This window comes from Methylobacterium carpenticola (assembly GCF_042748905.1).
Taxonomy (GTDB): domain Bacteria; phylum Pseudomonadota; class Alphaproteobacteria; order Rhizobiales; family Beijerinckiaceae; genus Methylobacterium; species Methylobacterium carpenticola.
In genome coordinates this window covers 4,963,956-4,982,386 of sequence record NZ_JBHZEO010000001.1, presented here as the reverse complement: position 1 = coordinate 4,982,386, position 18,431 = coordinate 4,963,956, and the positions used below count along the sequence as shown (strand labels likewise).

Below are 18,431 nucleotides of genomic sequence, written 5' to 3'. Positions count from 1 at the left end.
TGGCCCGGCTCTAATCCGGCACCGTCACCCGATCCAGCCCCTCCGGCGGCTCCGGGAATTGCGGGTTCATGGCTTCGAGCGTGTCGGCGATGCTGCGGGCGACGACGAGGTTGCGGAACCACTTCTGATTGCCCGGTACCACGTACCAGGGCGCGTGATCGGTGGCGCAGCGCGTCAGCGCGTCCTGGAAGGCGGCCTGGTAATCGTCCCAGGCCTCGCGCTCGACGAGGTCGGACGGGTCGAACTTCCAGCGCTTGGTGGGATCCTCCAGCCGGCTCTCCAGGCGGCGCTTCTGCTCGTCGCGGGAGATGTGCAGGAAGAATTTGAGAACCGTGGTTCCGGACAGCGTCAGCAGCCGCTCGAAATCGTTGATCAGGTCGTAGCGTTGGCTCCAGACCGGCTCGGGCACCAAGCCCTTGACGCGCACGATCAGCACGTCCTCGTAATGGCTGCGGTTGAACACGCCGATCAGGCCGCGGCCGGGCGTGTACTGGTGGTAGCGCCACAGGAAGTCGTGATCGAGCTCCTCCCGGCTCGGCGTCTTGAACGACCACACCCGGCAGCCCTGCGGGTTCACGCCCTCGAAGACGTGCCGGATGGTGCCGTCCTTGCCGCCGGTATCGATCGCCTGCAGCACCACGAGCAGACTGCGGCGATGCTCGGCGTAGAGCCGCTCCTGGAACGACTGGATCCGGGCCCGCTCCACGGCGAGCGCGGTCTGGGCCGCCGCCTTGTCGGCGTCCTTCGGCGCGTCGGGATCGACGGCCGCCAGCGAGAAGGCCACGCCGGGGCGCACCACCGTGAGGCCGGGCCCGGCCACGGGCCGCGCGGCCTCGTAGGCATCGATCGAGCCGGGGCTTCTCGCCTCGAAGCCGGGTGCCGCTGCGGCCCAGGCTGAGGAGGAGGGGTGCGGGCCGTGCGGGACGGTCTCGGCCTTGCTGTTGCGCTTCTTCTTCGACATGGAGCGTGGGGGTGAAGGGAGAGGGCGATGTCGACGATAACGGAACCGCCGAGGTCCCGTTCCGCCAAGTGCCGGGGTGGCAGGTGGGAGAGCGGCCGGTGCGGGGGCGTGCGATGAGCCGCCCCGCCCTCTACTTCGTCCGCCACGGCGAGACGGACTGGAACGCGGAGGGGCGCCTGCAGGGCCAGCGGGACACCCCGCTCAACCCCCGCGGCCTCGCCCAGGCCGCGGGGGTGGGGGAGACGCTCCGCTTCCTGCTCGGGGAGCGGGCGGGCGACCTCGCCTATCTGGCGAGCCCGCTCACCCGGACCCGCGCGACCATGGAGACCCTGCGCGGCGTGCTCGGGCTCGATCCCGCCGCCTACGCCACCGATTCGCGCCTGGTCGAGATCGGCTTCGGGGCCTGGGAGGGGCGGACGTGGCGCGACCTGCGCGACGCCGACCCGCGAGCCTACGCGGCGCGCAACCGCGACCGCTGGGGCCATTGCCCGCCCGGGGCGGGCGCGGAGAGCTACGCGATGCTGCTCGACCGCGTGCGCCCCGTCCTCGACGGGCTCGCCGGGCCGACCGTGATGGTGGCGCATGGCGGCGTCGCCCGCGCCGTCCTCGTCGCCACAGGCCACGCGACGACGGCCGAGGCGCCGCACCGGGACATCTGGCAGGGGCGCGTGCTCGTCATCGATGCGGCGGGGCATCGCTGGGTCTGATGCTCCGCGATCATCACGGGCCCGATCCGATCCGGAGCCGCTCAATGCCGGCGGGTGGACGGGGAGGCCGGGGAAGCGGTAAGTCACCGCGGCTTTCGGCCGCCCGCCGGCGTGATTCCTCGTCCGGGTGACCTTGGGCCAATGCGTCGCGGCGGGCCGCCGCATCACCGCCTTGAACCGCCGTCACCGACCCCCGTCACGAGCGTTGCCTCGCCGCAAGATCCTCTACTTGAGCAGGACGCCGCCCAACCGGGACGGCCCGCATCGGCCCGGGGCCGTGGAGCAGAGCATGAGTCAGACCGCCGGGATCGTCCGCCCGACCTCCGACGAGAGCGCCCGCATGGCGGTGCTGCGCGGTCCGGTGCGGCCGGATCTCCTCCGCGACGAGGTGCTGGCCGAGATCTTCCGCGACTCCGCCGCGCGCCGCGCCGGCCACACTGCCCTGATCGACGGCGCGCATGCGCAGCGCACCCGCCTGTCCTACGCCGAGGTGGACGCGCGCTCGGACGCGATCGCGGCCGGGCTCGCCGCCCGCGGCATCGGCCCGGGCGACGTGGTCGGCCTCTGGATGGCCCGCGCCCCCGACCTCCTCATCGCGCAGATCGGCATCACCAAGGCGGGCGCCGCGTGGCTGCCCTTCGACGCCGAGGCGCCCGCCGACCGCGTCGCCGTCTGCCTCCAGGACGCCGCGGCCAAGGCCCTCATCGTCTCCGACGCGCTCAAACCCCGGGCGCCGGCCGGCACTCCCGCCCTGACCCCGGCCGAGGCCGCCGCGGGGGCGAGCGGCCCCGCCCCCGACCTGCGGGCCGCCGGCCTCACGCCGGAGCACCCGGCCTACCTGATCTACACCTCGGGCTCGACCGGCGTGCCGAAGGGCATCGTCATCAGCCACCGCAACATCTGCCACTTCCTGCGCTCGGCCAACGACCTCTACGGGCTCACCGCCGAGGACGTGGTGTTCCAGGGCGCCTCGGTGGCCTTCGATCTCTCGATGGAGGAGATCTGGGTCCCCTACCTCGTCGGCGCGACCTTGTTCGTGGCGAGCCCCGCCATGATGGGCGATGCCGAGGCCCTGCCCGGCATCCTCAACGAGGCCGGGATCACGGTGCTCGACACGGTGCCGACCCTGCTCGGGCTGATGACGCAGGACGTGCCGCGGCTGCGCCTCATCCTGCTCGGCGGCGAGGCCCTGCCCGAGCCGCTGGTCGCCCGCTGGGCGACCCCGAACCGGCGCCTGTTCAACACCTATGGGCCGACCGAGGCGACGGTGGTCGCCACCGCGGCCGAGATGCGCCCGGGCGACCCGGTCACCATCGGCGGGCCGATCGCCAACTACACCTGCTACATCGTCGACGAGCGCTTGGCGCTGGTCGGCCCCGGCGTGCAGGGCGAACTCCTGATCGGCGGCCCCGGCGTCGCCGCGGGCTACCTCGCCCGGCCGGAACTCACGGCGGAGAAGTTCATCGCCAACCCCTTCGGCGGGGACGGTGCGGACCCCGTCCTCTACCGCTCGGGCGACGCGGTCTCCCTCGATCCCCAGGGGCGCATCCTCTTCCACGGGCGCATCGACGATCAGGTGAAGATCCGCGGCTTCCGGGTGGAGCTCGGCGAGATCGAGGCGCGGATCCGGGCCCAGGCCGGCATCGCCCAGGCCGCGGTGGTGCTGCGCCAGGACGACGGCGTCGACCGGCTGGTGGCCTTCCTCGTGCCCGAGCGTGCCGCGGTGCTGGAGACGCAGCGCCTGCGCGCCCAGCTCGCCGAGACCATGCCACCCTACATGGTGCCGGGGCATTTCGAGGTGGTGACGTCGCTGCCGATTCTCGCCGCCTCCGGCAAGGTCGACCGCAAGGCCCTGCGGGCGATGGAACTCGCCACCCCCGCCCCGACCGGGGAGCAGGAGGAGCCGCGCAACGAGACGGAGGCGGCGCTCCTCGCCGCCGCCAAGCGCGTCTTCGGCAATGTCGCGATCCCGTTCGAGGCGGATTTCTTCGCCGATCTCGGTGGCCATTCGCTGCTCGCCGCCCGCTTCGTCTCGGGCGTGCGCGAGGCGCCGGCCCTCGCCTCCATCACCCTGCAGGACGTCTACGCGCACCGCACGCTCCGGGCGATGGCCGACGACCTGATCGTCCGCACCGGCGGCGTCGGCGCCGAGATGGCGGTGCGCGACCTCTCCTTCGCGCCGCCGCCGCTCCTGCGCCGCTTCCTCTGCGGCCTCGCCCAGGCGGTGGTGCTGCCCTTCGTCATCGCGCTCGCCACGGCGCAATGGCTCGGCATCTTCGTCACCTACCTGCTGATCACGGGCGGCGATCTCGGCTTCTTCGCCGAGATGGCGGTGCTGCTCCTCGTCTATATCGGCCTCAACGCCGTGACGGCGCTGATCGCCATCGCGGCGAAGTGGCTGCTGCTCGGGCGCACCCGGCCGGGGCGCTACCCGCTCTGGGGCAGCTACTATTTCCGCTGGTGGCTGACGCAGCGCCTCACTCCCCTCGTCCACATCAAGTGGCTCCAGGGCTCGCCGATGATCCGCATCTACCTGCGGCTCCTCGGCGCCAAGGTCGGCGACGACGCGGTCGTCTCGGACATCGACATCGGCGCGGCGGACCTCGTCAGCATCGGGCACGGCGCCTCGCTCGGCGGGCGCCTCGTCATCGCCAACGCGGAGATCGTCGGCAACGAGCTGGTGATCGGCCGCGTCTCCATCGGCGACAACGTCTCGATCGGCACCTCCTGCGTCATCGGCCACGGGGCGCGGATCGAGGATCACGCCGAGATCGCCGATCTCACCACGGTTCCGGCCGGCACCCTGGTGGGCCGGGCCGAGATCTGGGACGGCTCGCCCGGCCGCAAGGTGGGCGAGGTCGACCTCTCGGCGAGCCCTGAACTGCCGCCGGTGTCGCGGGAGCGGCGGGCCGCGTTCTTCGTGATCTACGCGGCCCTGCTCGCGGCGATCCCCGCCGTCGGCCTGCTGCCGATCTTCCCGGCCTTCTACATCTTCGACCAGATCAGCGATTCGCTCGCCACGCTGACCGACGTCGACTACCACTTCTACCTGCCGCTCCTGACCTGGCCGACCGCCATGCTGATGACGGCGGGCACGGTGGGGCTGATCGCGCTGATCCGCTGGCTGGTGCTGCCGCGGCTGCGGGCGGGCCGCTACCCGGTCTATAGCGGCGTCTACCTGCGCAAATGGGCGGTGGCGCTCGCCGCCGAGGTGACGCTGGAGACCCTCTCCTCCCTCTTCGCCACGGTCTACATGCGGGCGTGGTACCGGCTGATGGGGGCCGGCATGGGCAAGGGGGCGGAGATCTCCACCAACCTCGCCGGGCGCTACGACCTCGCGGAGGTGGGCGAGCGCAACTTCATCGCCGACGAGGTGGTCTACGGCGAGGAGGAGGTGCGCCACGGCTTCATGCATCTCGACCCGGTGCGGACCGGCGCGCGGGTCTTCGTCGGCAACGACGCGGTGGTGCCGCCGGGGGCGGTGATCCCGGACGACGTGCTGATCGGCATCAAGTCGAAGCCCCCGGCCAACGACCGCATGGGGCCGGGCGAGACCTGGTTCGGCTCGCCGCCGATCAAGCTGCCGACCCGTCAGAAGGTCGATCTCGGCCAGCGCCAGACCTTCGATCCGGGGATCTGGCCGCGGGTCGGGCGCGGCGTGTTCGAGGCCTTCACCTCGTCCTTCTCGCCGATGCTGTTCATCACCTTCGCGATCATCGCCATCGACTACGTGTTCTACCCGGCGATCCTGGCCGGCGACTGGGGCGGGCTGGCGGTCAGCTTCGTGGTGACGGGCGTGGTGATCGCGGTGCTGCAGACCCTCGTCGTCATCGCCGTGAAATGGCTGCTGATGGGCGTCTACCGGCCCGGCATGCACCCGATGTGGTCGTGGTGGGCGATGCGCACCGAGGCGGTGGCGGTGATGTACTGGGGCCTCGCCGGCAAGGTGCTGCTGGAGCACCTGATGGGCACGCCCTTCCTGCCCTGGGTGCTGCGCCTGTTCGGCACCCGCACCGGCCAGGGCGTCTGCATGCTCTCCACCGACATCACCGAGTTCGACTGCGTGACGATCGGCGACTTCTCGTCGATCAACCGGATGTCCGCCCTCCAGACCCACCTCTACGAGGACCGGGTGATGAAGGTCGGGCGGGTGGTGCTCGGGCGCGGAGTGACGGTGGGCGCCTTCGCGACGGTGCTCTACGACACCGATGTCGGGGATTACGCCCGCCTGCGGCCGCTCACCGTGATCATGAAGGGCGAGGCGATCCCCGATGATACGGAGTGGGAGGGTTCGCCGGCGGTGCCGGTGGTGCATGCGGCGCCGTAGGGTGGGCGCGAAGCCGTCCGCGACCCGCAGTCCGGTCGGCTCGCCTCGGCGCGGTTCCGGCTGGGAAAGCAGACCTGGGAGCGACTATCCCAATCGGCTTCAATGAGGGCCGCGGGCGGCCCTCCATAAAATCGACCGAGCCTCGGCCTTTGAGGGCCCGCCCCTACCCCGCACCCCGCCGCACCCGCTCGGCCGACACCCGCGCCCGGGCCGCCACCTCGTCCGGGGCGGGCGGATTCGCCGGGTGGTGGCTCAGGGAGAGCGGCGTGCGCAGCTTGCCCGGCCGGCCGCTGCCTTCGGTCGAGAAGTAGAACTCGCCCGCATTGAGCTTGCCGATATCGCCGCCGCTGCCGCCGCGGGCGATCAGGATGTCCTGTGCCGCCCCGATCGTGGCCGGGCTGCTCTGCCGGCCCAGGAACTGCGTGGTGCAGTTCGACACGATCTGGTTGTGGATGCCGCGCGGCACCTGCGTGGCGACGATCATCCCGAGCCCGTACTTGCGGCCCTGCGCCGCCAGCTTGAGGCCGCTGCCGAGGCTGAGCGCCTGCCGCTGGGCGGGCAGGAAGATCTGCGCCTCGTCGACCACGTAGAGCAGGCCCCGCGGCGACGGATGCTTCTTGATCCAGCCGAACAGGGTCATCTGAAGCCGGTTGACGAAATCCTCCCGGCCCGCCTCCGAGGCGAGTCCCGACAGGTTGATCACCGAGATCCGGGTGCGGCTCCGGTCGGGACCGTGGAACAGCAGGGCCGGGTCGATCACCGCGCCCTCGGCCCGCAGCAGCGGATTCGTCGCCACCGCGGCGTGGAGCTGGTCGGCCATGCCGGCGGCGAGCTTCTCCGCGTTGCTGATCCGGCTCACGCCGTCCGGCAGCTCGGCGAGGAGCCCGGTGAAGGCCGCGAGGTCGCCGCCGCCCCGGCTCGCGAACAGGCGCAAGGCATCCGCCAGCACCCCGCGCTGGAGTTCCCGTCGGGCGCCGGCCAGAGGGCCCAGGGTCTCGGCCGCCATCTCGACCGCCTGCGCACGCTCGTCGCGGTCGTCGCCGAGCCCCGAGAAGTCCGGCATCACCGAGAGGAACAGCGGATTGCCGGCGTGCAGGCCGGGTGTCCAGACCACGACCTCCACGTGGTCCCGGTAACGCGCCGCCTTGGCGTCGTCCTCCGCCGTGAACTGGGGCGGCCGCTCGGGCCAGGGATCGCCGAGCCGCGAGAGGTCGTTGTTCGGGTCGATCACGATGGCCGGGATGCCGGCGAGCGCCGCCTCCTCCACGAGGCGGCGCAGCAGCACCGTCTTGCCCGAGCCCGAGCCGGCGATGATGGCGGTGTGCCGCGGAAGCAGCGCTGTGGCGAGCGCCACCGGCTCGGCTTCCGGCGTCATCCGGCGGCCGACCGGGATCGCGTCCGGCGGCGTGGCCGGCGCGGGCGGGGTCGGCTCGCGCGGTGCGGGGGGTGCGGGTGCGCGCTCCGGGGGCGTCGGGACGACGGGAGGCGCGACCGGCGCCTCCGCTGCCGGCTCGCCGCCGAGGCCGATCGCCCGGAAGAAGGCGAGCCCGTCGAGGGGACGCTCGCTCCGGAGCCAGGTCTCGAAGGCGCCGAGCCGGGCCTGGGCGGCGGCTTGGCTGCGCAGGTCGCGCAGGGCCGCCAGCGTCCGCAGGTCGTCGTCCGCCGGGTCGATCAGCAGGCCGCCGGCCTTGGTGAAGGCCTCGACGAGCTGGCGCGTCTTGGCGCCGCTCGGCAGCGCGCCGCGCCGCACCAGCACCAGCTCCCGGTCGGGGATGCGGGTCGAGATACCCGACGCGGTGAGGGCCGCCCGCAGCCGCGCCTGGAAGGCGATGGCGTTCAGGTGCGGCAGCGCCCGGTAGCAGACATGCCGCTCGCGGTCGTTCTCGGCGTGGAAGATGAAGGTGAGCCGGCCGTGCAGCGGCGGGATCCTCTGGTCGGGATCGCCCTTGTTGACGATGTCGACCTCATCCTCGGGCTCGGCCTGGAGGGCGTAGAGGTCGAAGGCGTCGCGCAGGAGGGGCCCGAGGGCGCCGTCCTCGTCGAGGAGGCCGGTGATGTCGGCCGCCTTGCGGGCGGCGGCGAGGTCGAAGCCCGGGTCCTGAGGACCGGTCACCGTCGTCGTGGTGATCGCCGCGAGGCTGTCGCAGCGGCTGACGGCCCCCTGCTCGATGCAGGCGCGGCGGAAGGCGTCGCAGCGCATCAGGATGGTGCGCGGCATCATGCCGGAGGCGGCAGCACCCGCGATCGCCGCCTCGCTGAAGGGCCAGGACGGCGAGGGCGGCGTGAAGCCCACCTCCGCGTAGGCCGGCGCCAGCCGGTTGACGATCAGCGCGGTCGCGGCGGCGCGGTCGTTCATGCCGACGAGGCCGATCGCCGCCTCGAAGCGCTCGATCGCTGACTGCATGCCCTGCTCGCGGATTCGATCCCACGAGTCATGCAGACAGGTAATCACCGTGCGCCCGCGATGGCGGACGTCGTGCAGTGCGAGCAGGCCGGCGGCGAGGACGGCAGCGAGGCTGGGGCCGGGCTCGAAATCGTCGGTGGTGGTGATGCTGGCGGGGCTGACCAAGCCGTCGATCTGGTCGACGGCGACCAGGGTCGGACCGGCGAGGCTCATCACCCAGGACATCCCGGCGACCAGCTCGGCGGCCGGCGGCGGCGGGCTGAGGAAGCCGAGAGCCTTGCGCGCCTCCTCGTCGGCATCGTGGCCCTGAAGCCACGCATGGGCGAGGCCGACCGCGCTCATGTCGTTGGCGCGCAGGAGGCAGAGGGCGCGGAAGACGTCCTGATGCTTGAGCGCCCGGGCCATGTCGAGCCGCATCAGCGCCTTCACCAGCAGATCGACGATGCGGCGGGCGTCGATGTCGGGCGTGTTGAAGGCCTCGTCGACCTGCTGCTCGACGTTGAAGCGCCGCGCCACCCCGGCGAGCACCGCCTCGAACTGGCGGCGCCCGTCCGGCATCTCGTGCAGCAGGGCGGTGAGGTAGCTCAGGGCGGTGCTGCGCCAGAAATCGGTGAGGCCGAGCACGTCGAGCAGGACGAACCAGCCCCCCGACCGCCAGACCTCCCGGCGCATCTCGCCGACCAGATGGGTCTTGCCGATGCCCGATTGGCCGACGAGGACGCAGCCCTTGGGCCGATCGTCCGAGGTCTTCGCCCGCTGGTGCAGGTCCCTCACCAGCCCGGCGACGAGGTGGCTGTTGGGGCCGGGGTCGGCCGGCGTGTCGGTCCACACGCTGTCGAGCGTGCGCACCCAGTCGAAATCCACCCGCTGCAGGGCGTCGAGGGCGTTGGTCATGCCTGGATCCACAGGAGATGGAAGGCTTCGCCGGCTGGGCTGAAGGCGGCCTCGCGCTCGGCGGCGTCGATCGCCCGCGGATCGGTGATCTGGCCGAGCCGGGCGGTCTTGTCGCCCGCGAGGATGCGGGCGAGCCCGGCGTCAACGGTGGCGCGGTCGAGATCGGCCAGCTCCGCCCGCAGCCGGCTCAGCCGCACGGATTCCGACTTCCGGCCCTCCGTGAGCGCCAGATAGGCCGCCTCGATCCGCGTCCGCAGGGCTTGCGGCCCCGGCGGCTTGGGGCGCTTGGCGGCGCTTCTCGCGGCGGGCGCCTTCGCGACAGGCTCCGGTTCGGGAGCCTGTCCGATCAGGTCGGCCAGCGTCGCCCCCGTCGCGTCGAGGTGGCGGTGGATCAGTCCCAGCCAGTCCTGAAGCACGCGGGCATTGTCCGGCAGCGGGTCGCGCAGGTGCTCGCCGGCCCAGCGCCAGCCCTTGTCGGTGACCGTGAGACGCAGCGAGCGCCCCTGCTTCGCCGCCGCCAGATAGCCGTTCTCGATCAGCGCCTCGCGGTCGAGCTTCTGGATCTTCGGCCGGATCTCGCTCTGGAGCGCGCGGCCCTGCCGGCCGAGCAGGCACCATAGGATCAACCCCCGCCGGGGCGTCAGCGTCTCGCTCATCCGCACAAGCCTCCTTCCGCCCGCCGGACCCGCACCACCGCGCGGATCTTCTCGACGGCCCGTTGCAGGTCGGTCTCGACCTGCTCGTTGGTGATGCGCAGCACCCGATAGCCCGCGACCAGCAGCTCGTAGTCGCGATGGCGGTCGTTGCCGAAGGTCGGGTCGGTCCGATGCTCGGGACCGTCGAGTTCCACCACCACGCGGCCCGCGCGCCAGAGCAGGTCCACGCGCGGCGCCCCGTAGCCGGGCAGGGGCACGGTCTCGTTGGCGGAGAAGAGCGGGCCGAGTTCGGGGTCGCGCCGCAGGGCGGCCTCGATCCGCTGCTCGGTGGCGCTCGCCGGATGCGCCCGGGACGGCCGGGCGAGGAAGCGGGCGCCCGCCGGCTCGGGCGGCGGCGCGACCGCGAGGGCGCCGTAGAGGATCCGGTCGTAGGGCGGGGCAGGCGGGGGCGGCACCGGGCAGGCGATGACGCAGGCCGCGCCGTGCCCGAGCGCCCATTCGAGGGCCGCGATCACCGGCGCCGCCCGCGCCGGCGCGACCGGATCGATGCCGGCGGCCAGGATCACGCCCAGGGGATCGACCGCGCCGATGAGCTGGCGCAGCTCGAAGGCCGGCGCGGTGCGCCGGAAGCGCGGCGGGCGCCCGGCGGCGGCGCATTTCATCGCGGCCTTCAGCCAGGGGCCGGAGACGGGGAATGCCGCGGGAGGATCCTCGCCGCCGTGCCAGCGCGGCCAGAGGGCGAGGGCGAGATCCGCCAGATCATCGAGCAGGCGCGCGATCACCGCGTCGGCGCCGGGCCACGATTCGGCGGGCAGGGCCAGGACGCTGCGGCTGGGCGCGCCGCAAGCGAGCAGCCTGCGCACCCCGTCCCGGTCGATGCCGGTGAGGACGAGGCGCCGGCCCGGTGCCAGATCGGCGATCCGCCCGACGATCCCCGCGGGTGCGATGGTGGGCGGCGTCACGGCCGCCCCGTCCCGACATCGCCGATCGCTGCGCGCCGCACGGAGCCCGTCTCCCCGACCGGCCGCAAAGTCAGCTTGGCCGGTCCGAGGGCTATCGTTACCGAACCTCAAGTCGTTCGGCAATGCGGGATGGCAATTGAAAGTGGCGGCGCCGACCGGGGCCGGTGCCAGCCGTCAGACCGTCTACGCGGCCTCCTCGTCCTTCTTGCCGAGGCGCTTGTCGAGGTAGGTGTCGACCGTCTGGGTCAGCTCGTCGACCTTGCCGTCGAAGAAGTGGTTGGCGCCCTCGACGATCTGGTGCTCGATGACGACGCCCTTCTGCGTCTTCACCTTCTCGATCACCGGCATCACCTCGCGGGCCGGGGCCACGCGGTCCTCCGAGCCGTGCACGAACAGGCCCGAGGAGGGGCAGGGGGCGAGGAAGCTGAAATCGTAGCGGTTCGCCATGGCGGCGATGGAGATGAAGCCCTCGACCTCCGGCCGGCGCATCAGCAGCTGCATGCCGATCCACGAGCCGAAGGACACGCCCGCGATCCAGCAGGCGCGCGCCTCCGGGTTGACCGCCTGCACCCAGTCCAGGGCCGCGGCGGCATCCGACAGCTCGCCCGCGCCGTGGTCGAACGAACCCTGGCTGCGCCCAACGCCGCGGAAATTGAAGCGCAGGGCCGCGAAGCCGCGATTCGCGAACGTGTAGAAGAGATTGTACACGATCTGGTTGTTCATCGTGCCGCCGAACTGCGGGTGCGGATGCAGCACGATGGCGATCGGGGCGCCCCTCTGCTTCGGCGCTTGATAGCGCCCTTCCAGGCGGCCGGCCGGACCGGCGAAGATGACCTCGGGCATTCACGGACCTTTCGGGCTCGACGCTCCGGACGATCGTGGGTGCGGCGCGAATGCATCCGTCAGGCGCGAGCCTTGACTCGGGGGTTGGCTCCCCTACAAGCACCCTTAGAACAGTTCTATTGCGTTAGAACAATTCTAAAAAGAGGGGCCGGCACATTCGCGGGCCGCTCGCCAGCCGCTCGGCAGCGTGCAGAACGCGTGTTTCGACCGCGCCTTAGCACGTCCCCCCGGGGGCAAGGCAAAGGAAATCGGCAAGGGCATCGCGACGTGCAGGCAGGAGACCGCGTCTATCTCGACCACAACGCCACCGCGCCCGTGCGGCCCGAGGTGGCGGAGGCGGTCGCGCGCGCGCTCCTCGACCTGCCGGGCAACCCGTCCTCCGTCCACCGGGAGGGCCGGGCGGCCCGCGCGGCGCTGGAGAACGCCCGGGCCCAGGTCGCGGCCCTCCTCGGCGCGGCGCCCGCCCGGGTGACCTTCACGAGCGGCGGCACGGAGGGCGCGAACGCGGTCCTGTCGGGGGCCCTGCGACGGCAGGGCGCGCCGGCCCCGACGCGCCTCCTCGTCGGGGCGAGCGAGCACCCTTGCGTGCTCGCCGGCCATCGCTTCGCTCCGGAGGCGACGGAGCTGCTGCCGGTCGACGCGGAGGGCGTGGTCGATCTGGCGCATCTCGAAGCCCGGCTCGCCGCGCTCGCGGGCGAGAGCCTGCTGATCTCCCTCCAGGCGGCCAACAACGAGACCGGCGTGCTCCAGCCCCTCGGCGCGGTGGTCGCGCTCGCACGCCGGCACGGGCGGGCGCTGGTGCACAGCGACGCGGTCCAGGCCGCCGGGCGGATTCCTTTGAATTTCGCCAATTCCGGTCTCGACGCCGTGACCGTCTCGGCGCACAAGCTCGCCGGGCCGAAGGGGGTCGGCGCCGTGGCGCTCGCCGCGGACGTCACCCTCGATCCGGTTTTCGTCCGCGGCGGCGGGCAGGAGGCGCGGCTGCGCGGCGGCACCGAGAACCTCGCGGGCATCGTGGGGGCGGGCGTCGCGGCGGAGATCGCCGGGCGCGACCTCGCCGCGGAGGCCGCGCGGCTGACGGGCCTGCGCGAGGCCTTCGAGGCGGCGGTCCTGGCCCGGGCGCCCGAGGCCGTGGTCGCGGGAGCGGGTGCGGCCCGGCTGCCGAACACCGTCTGCCTCGCGGTGCCGGGGCTGGAGGCGGCCACCGCGCTCATCGCCTTCGATCTCGGCGGGGTCGCGGTATCGTCGGGCTCGGCCTGCGCCTCGGGCAAGGTCGGGCGCTCCGCGGTGCTGGCCGCCATGGGCGTCCCGCCCGCCCTGGCGGCCTGCGCCCTGCGCATCAGTTTCGGGTGGACCAGTCGTGAATCGGACAGGGACCGGTTCCTGACGGTCTTCGATCGGCTGCTGGCCACCCTATATAAGCGTCGGGAGAGGGCGGCGTGATCGCGCGCCCCATACCGGCCGTGTCATCAACCCGCGGCCCTTGAAGCCGTCAGCGGTAGGAGACGGGAATGCCTGCAGTGCAGGAGACGGTCGATCGCGTTCGCGCTATCGACGTCGATCAGTACAAGTACGGGTTCGAGACCACGATCGAGATGGAGAAGTCCGAGAAGGGCCTCTCCGAGGACGTGATCCGCTTCATCTCGGCCAAGAAGGACGAGCCGGAATGGATGCTGGAATGGCGGCTCGACGCCTATCGCCGCTGGCTCACGATGAAGGAGCCGGAATGGGCGCGGGTGTCGTACGACAAGATCGATTACGACAATCTCTACTACTACGCCGCTCCGAAGCGGAAGGCGGCGCAGTCGCTGGATGAGATCGACCCCGAGATCCTGAAGACCTACGAGAAGCTCGGCATCCCGCTGCGCGAGGTCGAGGCGCTGGAAGGCATCGCGCCCGAGAACCGCGTGGCGGTGGACGCCGTGTTCGACTCGGTCTCGGTGGCGACCACCTTCAAGGCCGAACTCGCCAAGGTCGGCGTCATCTTCATGCCGATCTCGGAGGCGCTGCGCGAGCATCCGGACCTGGTGCGCAAGTACCTGGGCTCGGTGGTGCCGGTGACCGACAACTTCTTCGCGACGCTGAACTCGGCGGTGTTCTCGGACGGCTCGTTCGTCTACATCCCGCCGGGCGTGCGCTGCCCGATGGAGCTGTCGACCTATTTCCGCATCAACGAGCGCGACACGGGCCAGTTCGAGCGCACGCTGATCATCGCCGACAAGGGCTCCTACGTCTCGTATCTCGAGGGCTGCACGGCCCCGCGGCGCGACGACAACCAGCTCCACGCGGCCGTGGTCGAGCTCATCGCCCTGGACGACGCCGAGATCAAGTACTCGACGGTCCAGAACTGGTACCCCGGCGATGCGCAGGGCCGCGGCGGCATCTACAACTTCGTGACCAAGCGCGGCGATTGCCGCGGCGCGAACTCGAAGATCTCGTGGACGCAGGTCGAGACCGGCTCGGCGATCACCTGGAAGTACCCGTCCTGCATCCTGCGCGGCGACGGTTCCCGGGGCGAGTTCTACTCGATCGCGGTGTCGAACGGCATGCAGCAGGTCGATTCCGGCACCAAGATGATCCATCTCGGCAAGAACACGACGAGCCGGATCATCTCGAAGGGCATCTCGGCCGGCCGCTCGCAGAACACCTACCGGGGCCTCGTCTCGGCGCACAAGAAGGCGGCGAACGCGCGCAACTTCACGAACTGCGACTCGCTGCTGATCGGCGACCAGTGCGGCGCGCACACGGTGCCCTACATCGAGTCGAAGAACGCGAGCGCCGTCTTCGAGCACGAGGCGACCACCTCCAAGATCTCCGAGGACCAGCTGTTCTACTGCCAGCAGCGCGGCCTGTCGGAGGAGGAGGCGCGGGCGCTGATCGTGAACGGTTTCGTGCGCGACGTGCTCCAGCAGCTCCCCATGGAGTTCGCGGTCGAGGCGCAGAAGCTGATCTCGATCAGCCTCGAAGGCTCGGTGGGCTGACGCGGGATCCGCGTCGCCGATGGCCGACCGCACCCGCCCGCCGCCGGGGTCCGCCCCGCCGCGGCGGGCGCCGTTCCATTCGTGATCCGTGGACGATCGCGGCCCTTGATCGCGGCCGCTCGTCCCGACCTGACGGTGACAAGACCATGCTCGAAATCAAGAACCTCGTCGTTCAGATCGAGGACAAGCGCATCCTCAACGGCCTCGACCTCACCGTGAACGACGGCGAGGTGGCCGCCATCATGGGCCCGAACGGCTCGGGCAAGTCGACCCTCTCCTACGTGATCGCCGGCAAGGCGGATTACGAGGTGCTGGAGGGCGAGGTGCTCCTCGACGGCGAGAACATCCTGGAGATGAGCCCGGACGAGCGCGCCGCGGCCGGCGTGTTCCTGGCCTTCCAGTACCCGCTGGAGATCCCGGGCGTCGCCACCATGAGCTTCCTCAAGGCGACCCTCAACGCGCAGCGCAAGGCCCGCGGCGAGGAGGAGCTGTCGACGCCGGACTTCATGCGCCGCGTCTACGCCGCCGCCGACACGCTGGAGATCAACCGCGAGATGCTCAAGCGCGCGGTCAATGTCGGCTTCTCCGGCGGTGAGAAGAAGCGCATGGAGATCCTGCAGATGGCGCTCCTGGAGCCGCGCTTCTGCGTCCTCGACGAGACCGATTCGGGCCTCGACATCGACGCCTTGCGCATCGTCTCGGAGGGCGTGAACGCCCTGCGCGACCCCAAGCGCAGCTTCCTCGTGATCACCCACTATCAGCGGCTCCTGAACCACATCGTGCCCGATACCGTGCACGTCATGTCCCAGGGCCGCGTCGTGCGCTCGGGCGGCAAGGACCTCGCCCTCGAGCTCGAAGCCAGCGGCTACGCCGAGTACCGCAGCGCCGAGGCCGCGTGACCATGGCGGAGATCACCACCCTGCGCACGGCGGCCGAGACCGCCCTGTCGAAGCTGTTCGAGGTCCGGCGGATGAAGCTGCCCGGCTCCGGAATCGCCCGCGAGGAGGCTTTCCGCTTCTTCGAGGCGGCGGGCCTGCCCCATCGCCGGGTCGAGGCCTTCAAGTATTCCGACCTGCGCGCCGCGCTCCGCGAGGCCGCGCCGCCGGCCGAGGCCCCGACCCCGGAAGCCGCCCGCACCGCCGTGATGAAGGCGGAGGGCTTCGCCACCGTCGAGGCGGCGCGGCTCACCTTCGTCAACGGCCACCTCGTCCCGGCCCTCTCGGATCTCGGCGCCATGCCCGAGGGCGTCGAGGTGGTGCCGCTGGTCGAGGCCCTGACCAAGGGCCACGCGCTGACGGCCTTGTTCACCCCCGTCGCCCAGGCGCGCGAGAACCCGATCTACCAGCTCAACACCGCCTTCATGGCGGATGGCGTGCTGATCCGGGTTCCGGCCGGGCTCAAGGTCGAGCGGCCGGTGCATCTGCGCTTCGTCGGCACGGGCACGGAGGCCTTCTCCACGGCCACCCGCACTCTCGTGGTGCTGGAGGAGGGGGCGGAGTTCACCCTGTTCGAGAGCCACGAGGGGCCGGCGGGCGTCGCCTACCAGCCCAACGACGCCCTCGACGCGGTGATCGGTGACGGGGCGGTGCTGCGCCACACGCGCCTCAACCGCGAGGGCCGGGACGCGGTCGCTCTCTCGACCATCTCGGTGAAGCTCGGCGCCAAAGCCCACGTCGAGACCGTGAACGTCGCGGCCGGCGCGGTCTTCTCCCGCCACCAGATCAACCTGCTCTTCGCGGGCGACGACGCCACCGCCACCGTCAACGGCGCCACGATGCTCGGCGACGGGCAGCTCGGCGACTCGACCCTGCTCGCCGACCACGCCGCCGTCGGCGGCGTCAGCCGCGAGCAGTTCAAGACGGTGATCGACGGCGACGCCACCGGCGTGTTCCAGGGCAAGATCATCGTCCAGCAGATCGCCCAGAAGACCGACGGCAAGATGAAGTCGGACTGCCTCCTCCTCACCGACGAGGGGCAGATGATGAACAAGCCGGAGCTGGAGATCTTCGCCGACGACGTGGCCTGCGGCCACGGCGCCACCTGCGGCGCGCTCAACGACGATCTGCTGTTCTACCTGATGGCGCGCGGCCTGCCGCGGGTCCAGGCGGAGGGGCTCCTGGTCCAGGCCTTCCTGGGCGAGGCCATCGAGGCGATCACCCACGAGGGCGCCCGCGAGGCGATGATCGCGATCGTGGAGAACTGGCTCGCCGCGCGGCGGTGAGCTTTCGTCGCGCGAGGGGGCGCGGGGCCCCTTTCCCACCCGGGAGAGGGTAATCGCGCTCCCCGCGACGACCGCCGTTCCACCATCATCCCGCCCTCGCGAGGGGGCCGGACGCCTGACCGAGAAAGCGTGACGCGATGAACGCACCCGTCCTCCCGCCCTACGACGTCGCGGCGATCCGGGCCCAGTTCCCGATCCTGTCCCAGACGGTCTACGGCAAGCCGCTCGTCTATCTCGACAACGCCGCCTCGGCCCAGAAGCCGAAGGCCGTGATCGACGCCATGACGAACGCCATGGAGACGGCCTACGCCAACGTCCATCGCGGCCTGCACTACATGGCGAACGCCGCCACCGAGGGCTTCGAGGGTGCGCGCGAGACCACGCGCCAGTTCATCAACGCCCGCTCCACCGACGAGATCATCTTCACCCGCAACGCCACCGAGGGCTACAACCTCGTCGCCTCGTCCATGGGCTGGGCCGGGCTGATCGGGGAGGGGGACGAGATCATCCTCTCGATCATGGAGCACCACTCCAACATCGTGCCCTGGCACTTCCTGCGGGAGCGCCGCGGCGCGGTGATCAAGTGGGCGCCCGTGGACGACGAGGGCAACTTCCTCGTCGAGGAATACGAGAAGCTGTTCACGCCGCGCACCAAGATGGTGGCGATCACCCACATGTCGAACGTGCTCGGCACGATCACGCCGGCCAAGGAGATCGTGCGCATCGCCCACGCGCACGGCGTGCCGGTGCTGCTCGACGGGGCCCAGAGCGCCGTGCACCAGACCATCGACGTGCAGGACCTCGACTGCGACTTCTTCGCCTTCACCGGCCACAAGGTCTACGGGCCGACCGGCATCGGCGTGCTCTACGGCAAGAAGGAGTGGCTGGAGCGCCTGCCCCCCTACCAGGGCGGCGGCGAGATGATCCAGACGGTGACGCAGGATTCTATCACCTACAACGAGCCGCCGCACCGCTTCGAGGCGGGCACGCCCGCGATCGTCGAGGCGGTGGGCCTCGGGGCCGCGCTCGAATTCATGATGGATCTCGGCCGCGAGCGGATCGCCGCCCACGAGGCGGCGCTGACGGCCTACGCGCATGAGCGCCTCGGCGCCATGAACAGCCTGCGCATCATCGGCCGGGCCAAGGGCAAGGGCGGCGTGATCTCCTTCGAGATGAAGGGCGCGCATGCCCACGACATCGCCACCGTCATCGACCGCCAGGGCGTGGCGGTGCGGGCCGGCACCCATTGCGCGATGCCGCTGCTCGGCCGCTTCGGCACCACCTCGACCTGCCGCGCCTCGTTCGGCCTCTACAATACCGCCGAGGAGGTCGATGCGCTGGTCGCCGCGCTCGCCAAGGCCGAGATGATGTTCGCGTGAGGGAGACCCTTTCGAAAGCGGCCGAGCGCGGCGAGGCAGACTTGCGCTGGCGCGCCAGCGCTTCGTCCGCTTAGGCTCTTGGTGTGTCGCAGGTTT

12 protein-coding genes are annotated in these 18,431 nt (G+C 71.3%); 7 read left to right on the top strand and 5 right to left on the bottom strand.

The features are described from left to right. Window positions 1-10: 10 nt before the first annotated feature. Window positions 11-961, bottom strand: coding sequence for a polyphosphate kinase 2 family protein (locus ACE101_RS23070; RefSeq protein ID WP_379134610.1), 951 nt, complete (start codon window positions 959-961; stop codon window positions 11-13). A 113-nt stretch (window positions 962-1,074) separates the two neighbouring features. On the opposite strand from ACE101_RS23070, the gene ACE101_RS23065 reads away from it, so the two are divergent. Beyond that, the gene (locus ACE101_RS23065) at window positions 1,075-1,668 is read left to right on the top strand and encodes a histidine phosphatase family protein (protein WP_379134608.1); all 594 of its coding nucleotides are present in this window, start codon (window positions 1,075-1,077) and stop codon (window positions 1,666-1,668) included. Window positions 1,669-1,957: 289 nt separating this feature from the next. Then, window positions 1,958-5,995 (top strand): Pls/PosA family non-ribosomal peptide synthetase, encoded by a 4,038-nt coding sequence (locus ACE101_RS23060; RefSeq protein WP_379134605.1) that lies wholly within the window; start codon window positions 1,958-1,960, stop codon window positions 5,993-5,995. Between the two features lie 163 nt (window positions 5,996-6,158). Here the strand turns inward: ACE101_RS23060 and ACE101_RS23055 are convergent, their stop codons facing one another. From ACE101_RS23055 to ACE101_RS23040, 4 genes are all read right to left on the bottom strand, one after another. Further along, on the bottom strand, window positions 6,159-9,293 hold the full coding sequence (locus tag ACE101_RS23055) for a helicase HerA domain-containing protein (RefSeq protein WP_379134602.1): 3,135 nt from the start codon (window positions 9,291-9,293) through the stop codon (window positions 6,159-6,161). Next, the gene (locus ACE101_RS23050; protein WP_379134599.1) at window positions 9,290-9,949 is read right to left on the bottom strand and encodes a hypothetical protein; all 660 of its coding nucleotides are present in this window, start codon (window positions 9,947-9,949) and stop codon (window positions 9,290-9,292) included. The genes ACE101_RS23055 and ACE101_RS23050 overlap by 4 nt, the downstream gene beginning before the upstream one ends. After that, on the bottom strand, window positions 9,946-10,911 hold the full coding sequence (locus ACE101_RS23045) for an endonuclease domain-containing protein (RefSeq protein ID WP_379134596.1): 966 nt from the start codon (window positions 10,909-10,911) through the stop codon (window positions 9,946-9,948). The genes ACE101_RS23050 and ACE101_RS23045 overlap by 4 nt, the downstream gene beginning before the upstream one ends. Window positions 10,912-11,094: 183 nt before the next feature. Further along, on the bottom strand, window positions 11,095-11,754 hold the full coding sequence (locus ACE101_RS23040; protein WP_379134593.1) for an alpha/beta hydrolase: 660 nt from the start codon (window positions 11,752-11,754) through the stop codon (window positions 11,095-11,097). A 267-nt stretch (window positions 11,755-12,021) separates the two neighbouring features. On the opposite strand from ACE101_RS23040, the gene ACE101_RS23035 reads away from it, so the two are divergent. From ACE101_RS23035 to ACE101_RS23015, 5 genes are all read left to right on the top strand, one after another. Continuing rightward, a complete protein-coding gene (locus ACE101_RS23035) occupies window positions 12,022-13,197 on the top strand; it encodes a cysteine desulfurase family protein (protein WP_379134590.1) in 1,176 nt (391 codons plus the stop codon). A gap of 68 nt (window positions 13,198-13,265) precedes the next feature. Continuing rightward, entirely contained in the window at window positions 13,266-14,735 is a 1,470-nt protein-coding gene (gene sufB, locus ACE101_RS23030; protein WP_379134587.1) for a Fe-S cluster assembly protein SufB, read from the top strand. A 146-nt stretch (window positions 14,736-14,881) separates the two neighbouring features. Then, window positions 14,882-15,634: a Fe-S cluster assembly ATPase SufC gene (sufC, locus tag ACE101_RS23025; RefSeq protein ID WP_379134584.1), complete on the top strand. Its 753-nt coding sequence runs from the start codon at window positions 14,882-14,884 to the stop codon at window positions 15,632-15,634. A gap of 2 nt (window positions 15,635-15,636) precedes the next feature. Next, window positions 15,637-16,956 (top strand): Fe-S cluster assembly protein SufD, encoded by a 1,320-nt coding sequence (sufD, locus tag ACE101_RS23020; RefSeq protein WP_379138865.1) that lies wholly within the window; start codon window positions 15,637-15,639, stop codon window positions 16,954-16,956. Between the two features lie 137 nt (window positions 16,957-17,093). Continuing rightward, window positions 17,094-18,335, top strand: coding sequence for a cysteine desulfurase (locus ACE101_RS23015; protein WP_379134582.1), 1,242 nt, complete (start codon window positions 17,094-17,096; stop codon window positions 18,333-18,335). The last annotated feature ends 96 nt before the right edge of the window (window positions 18,336-18,431 follow it).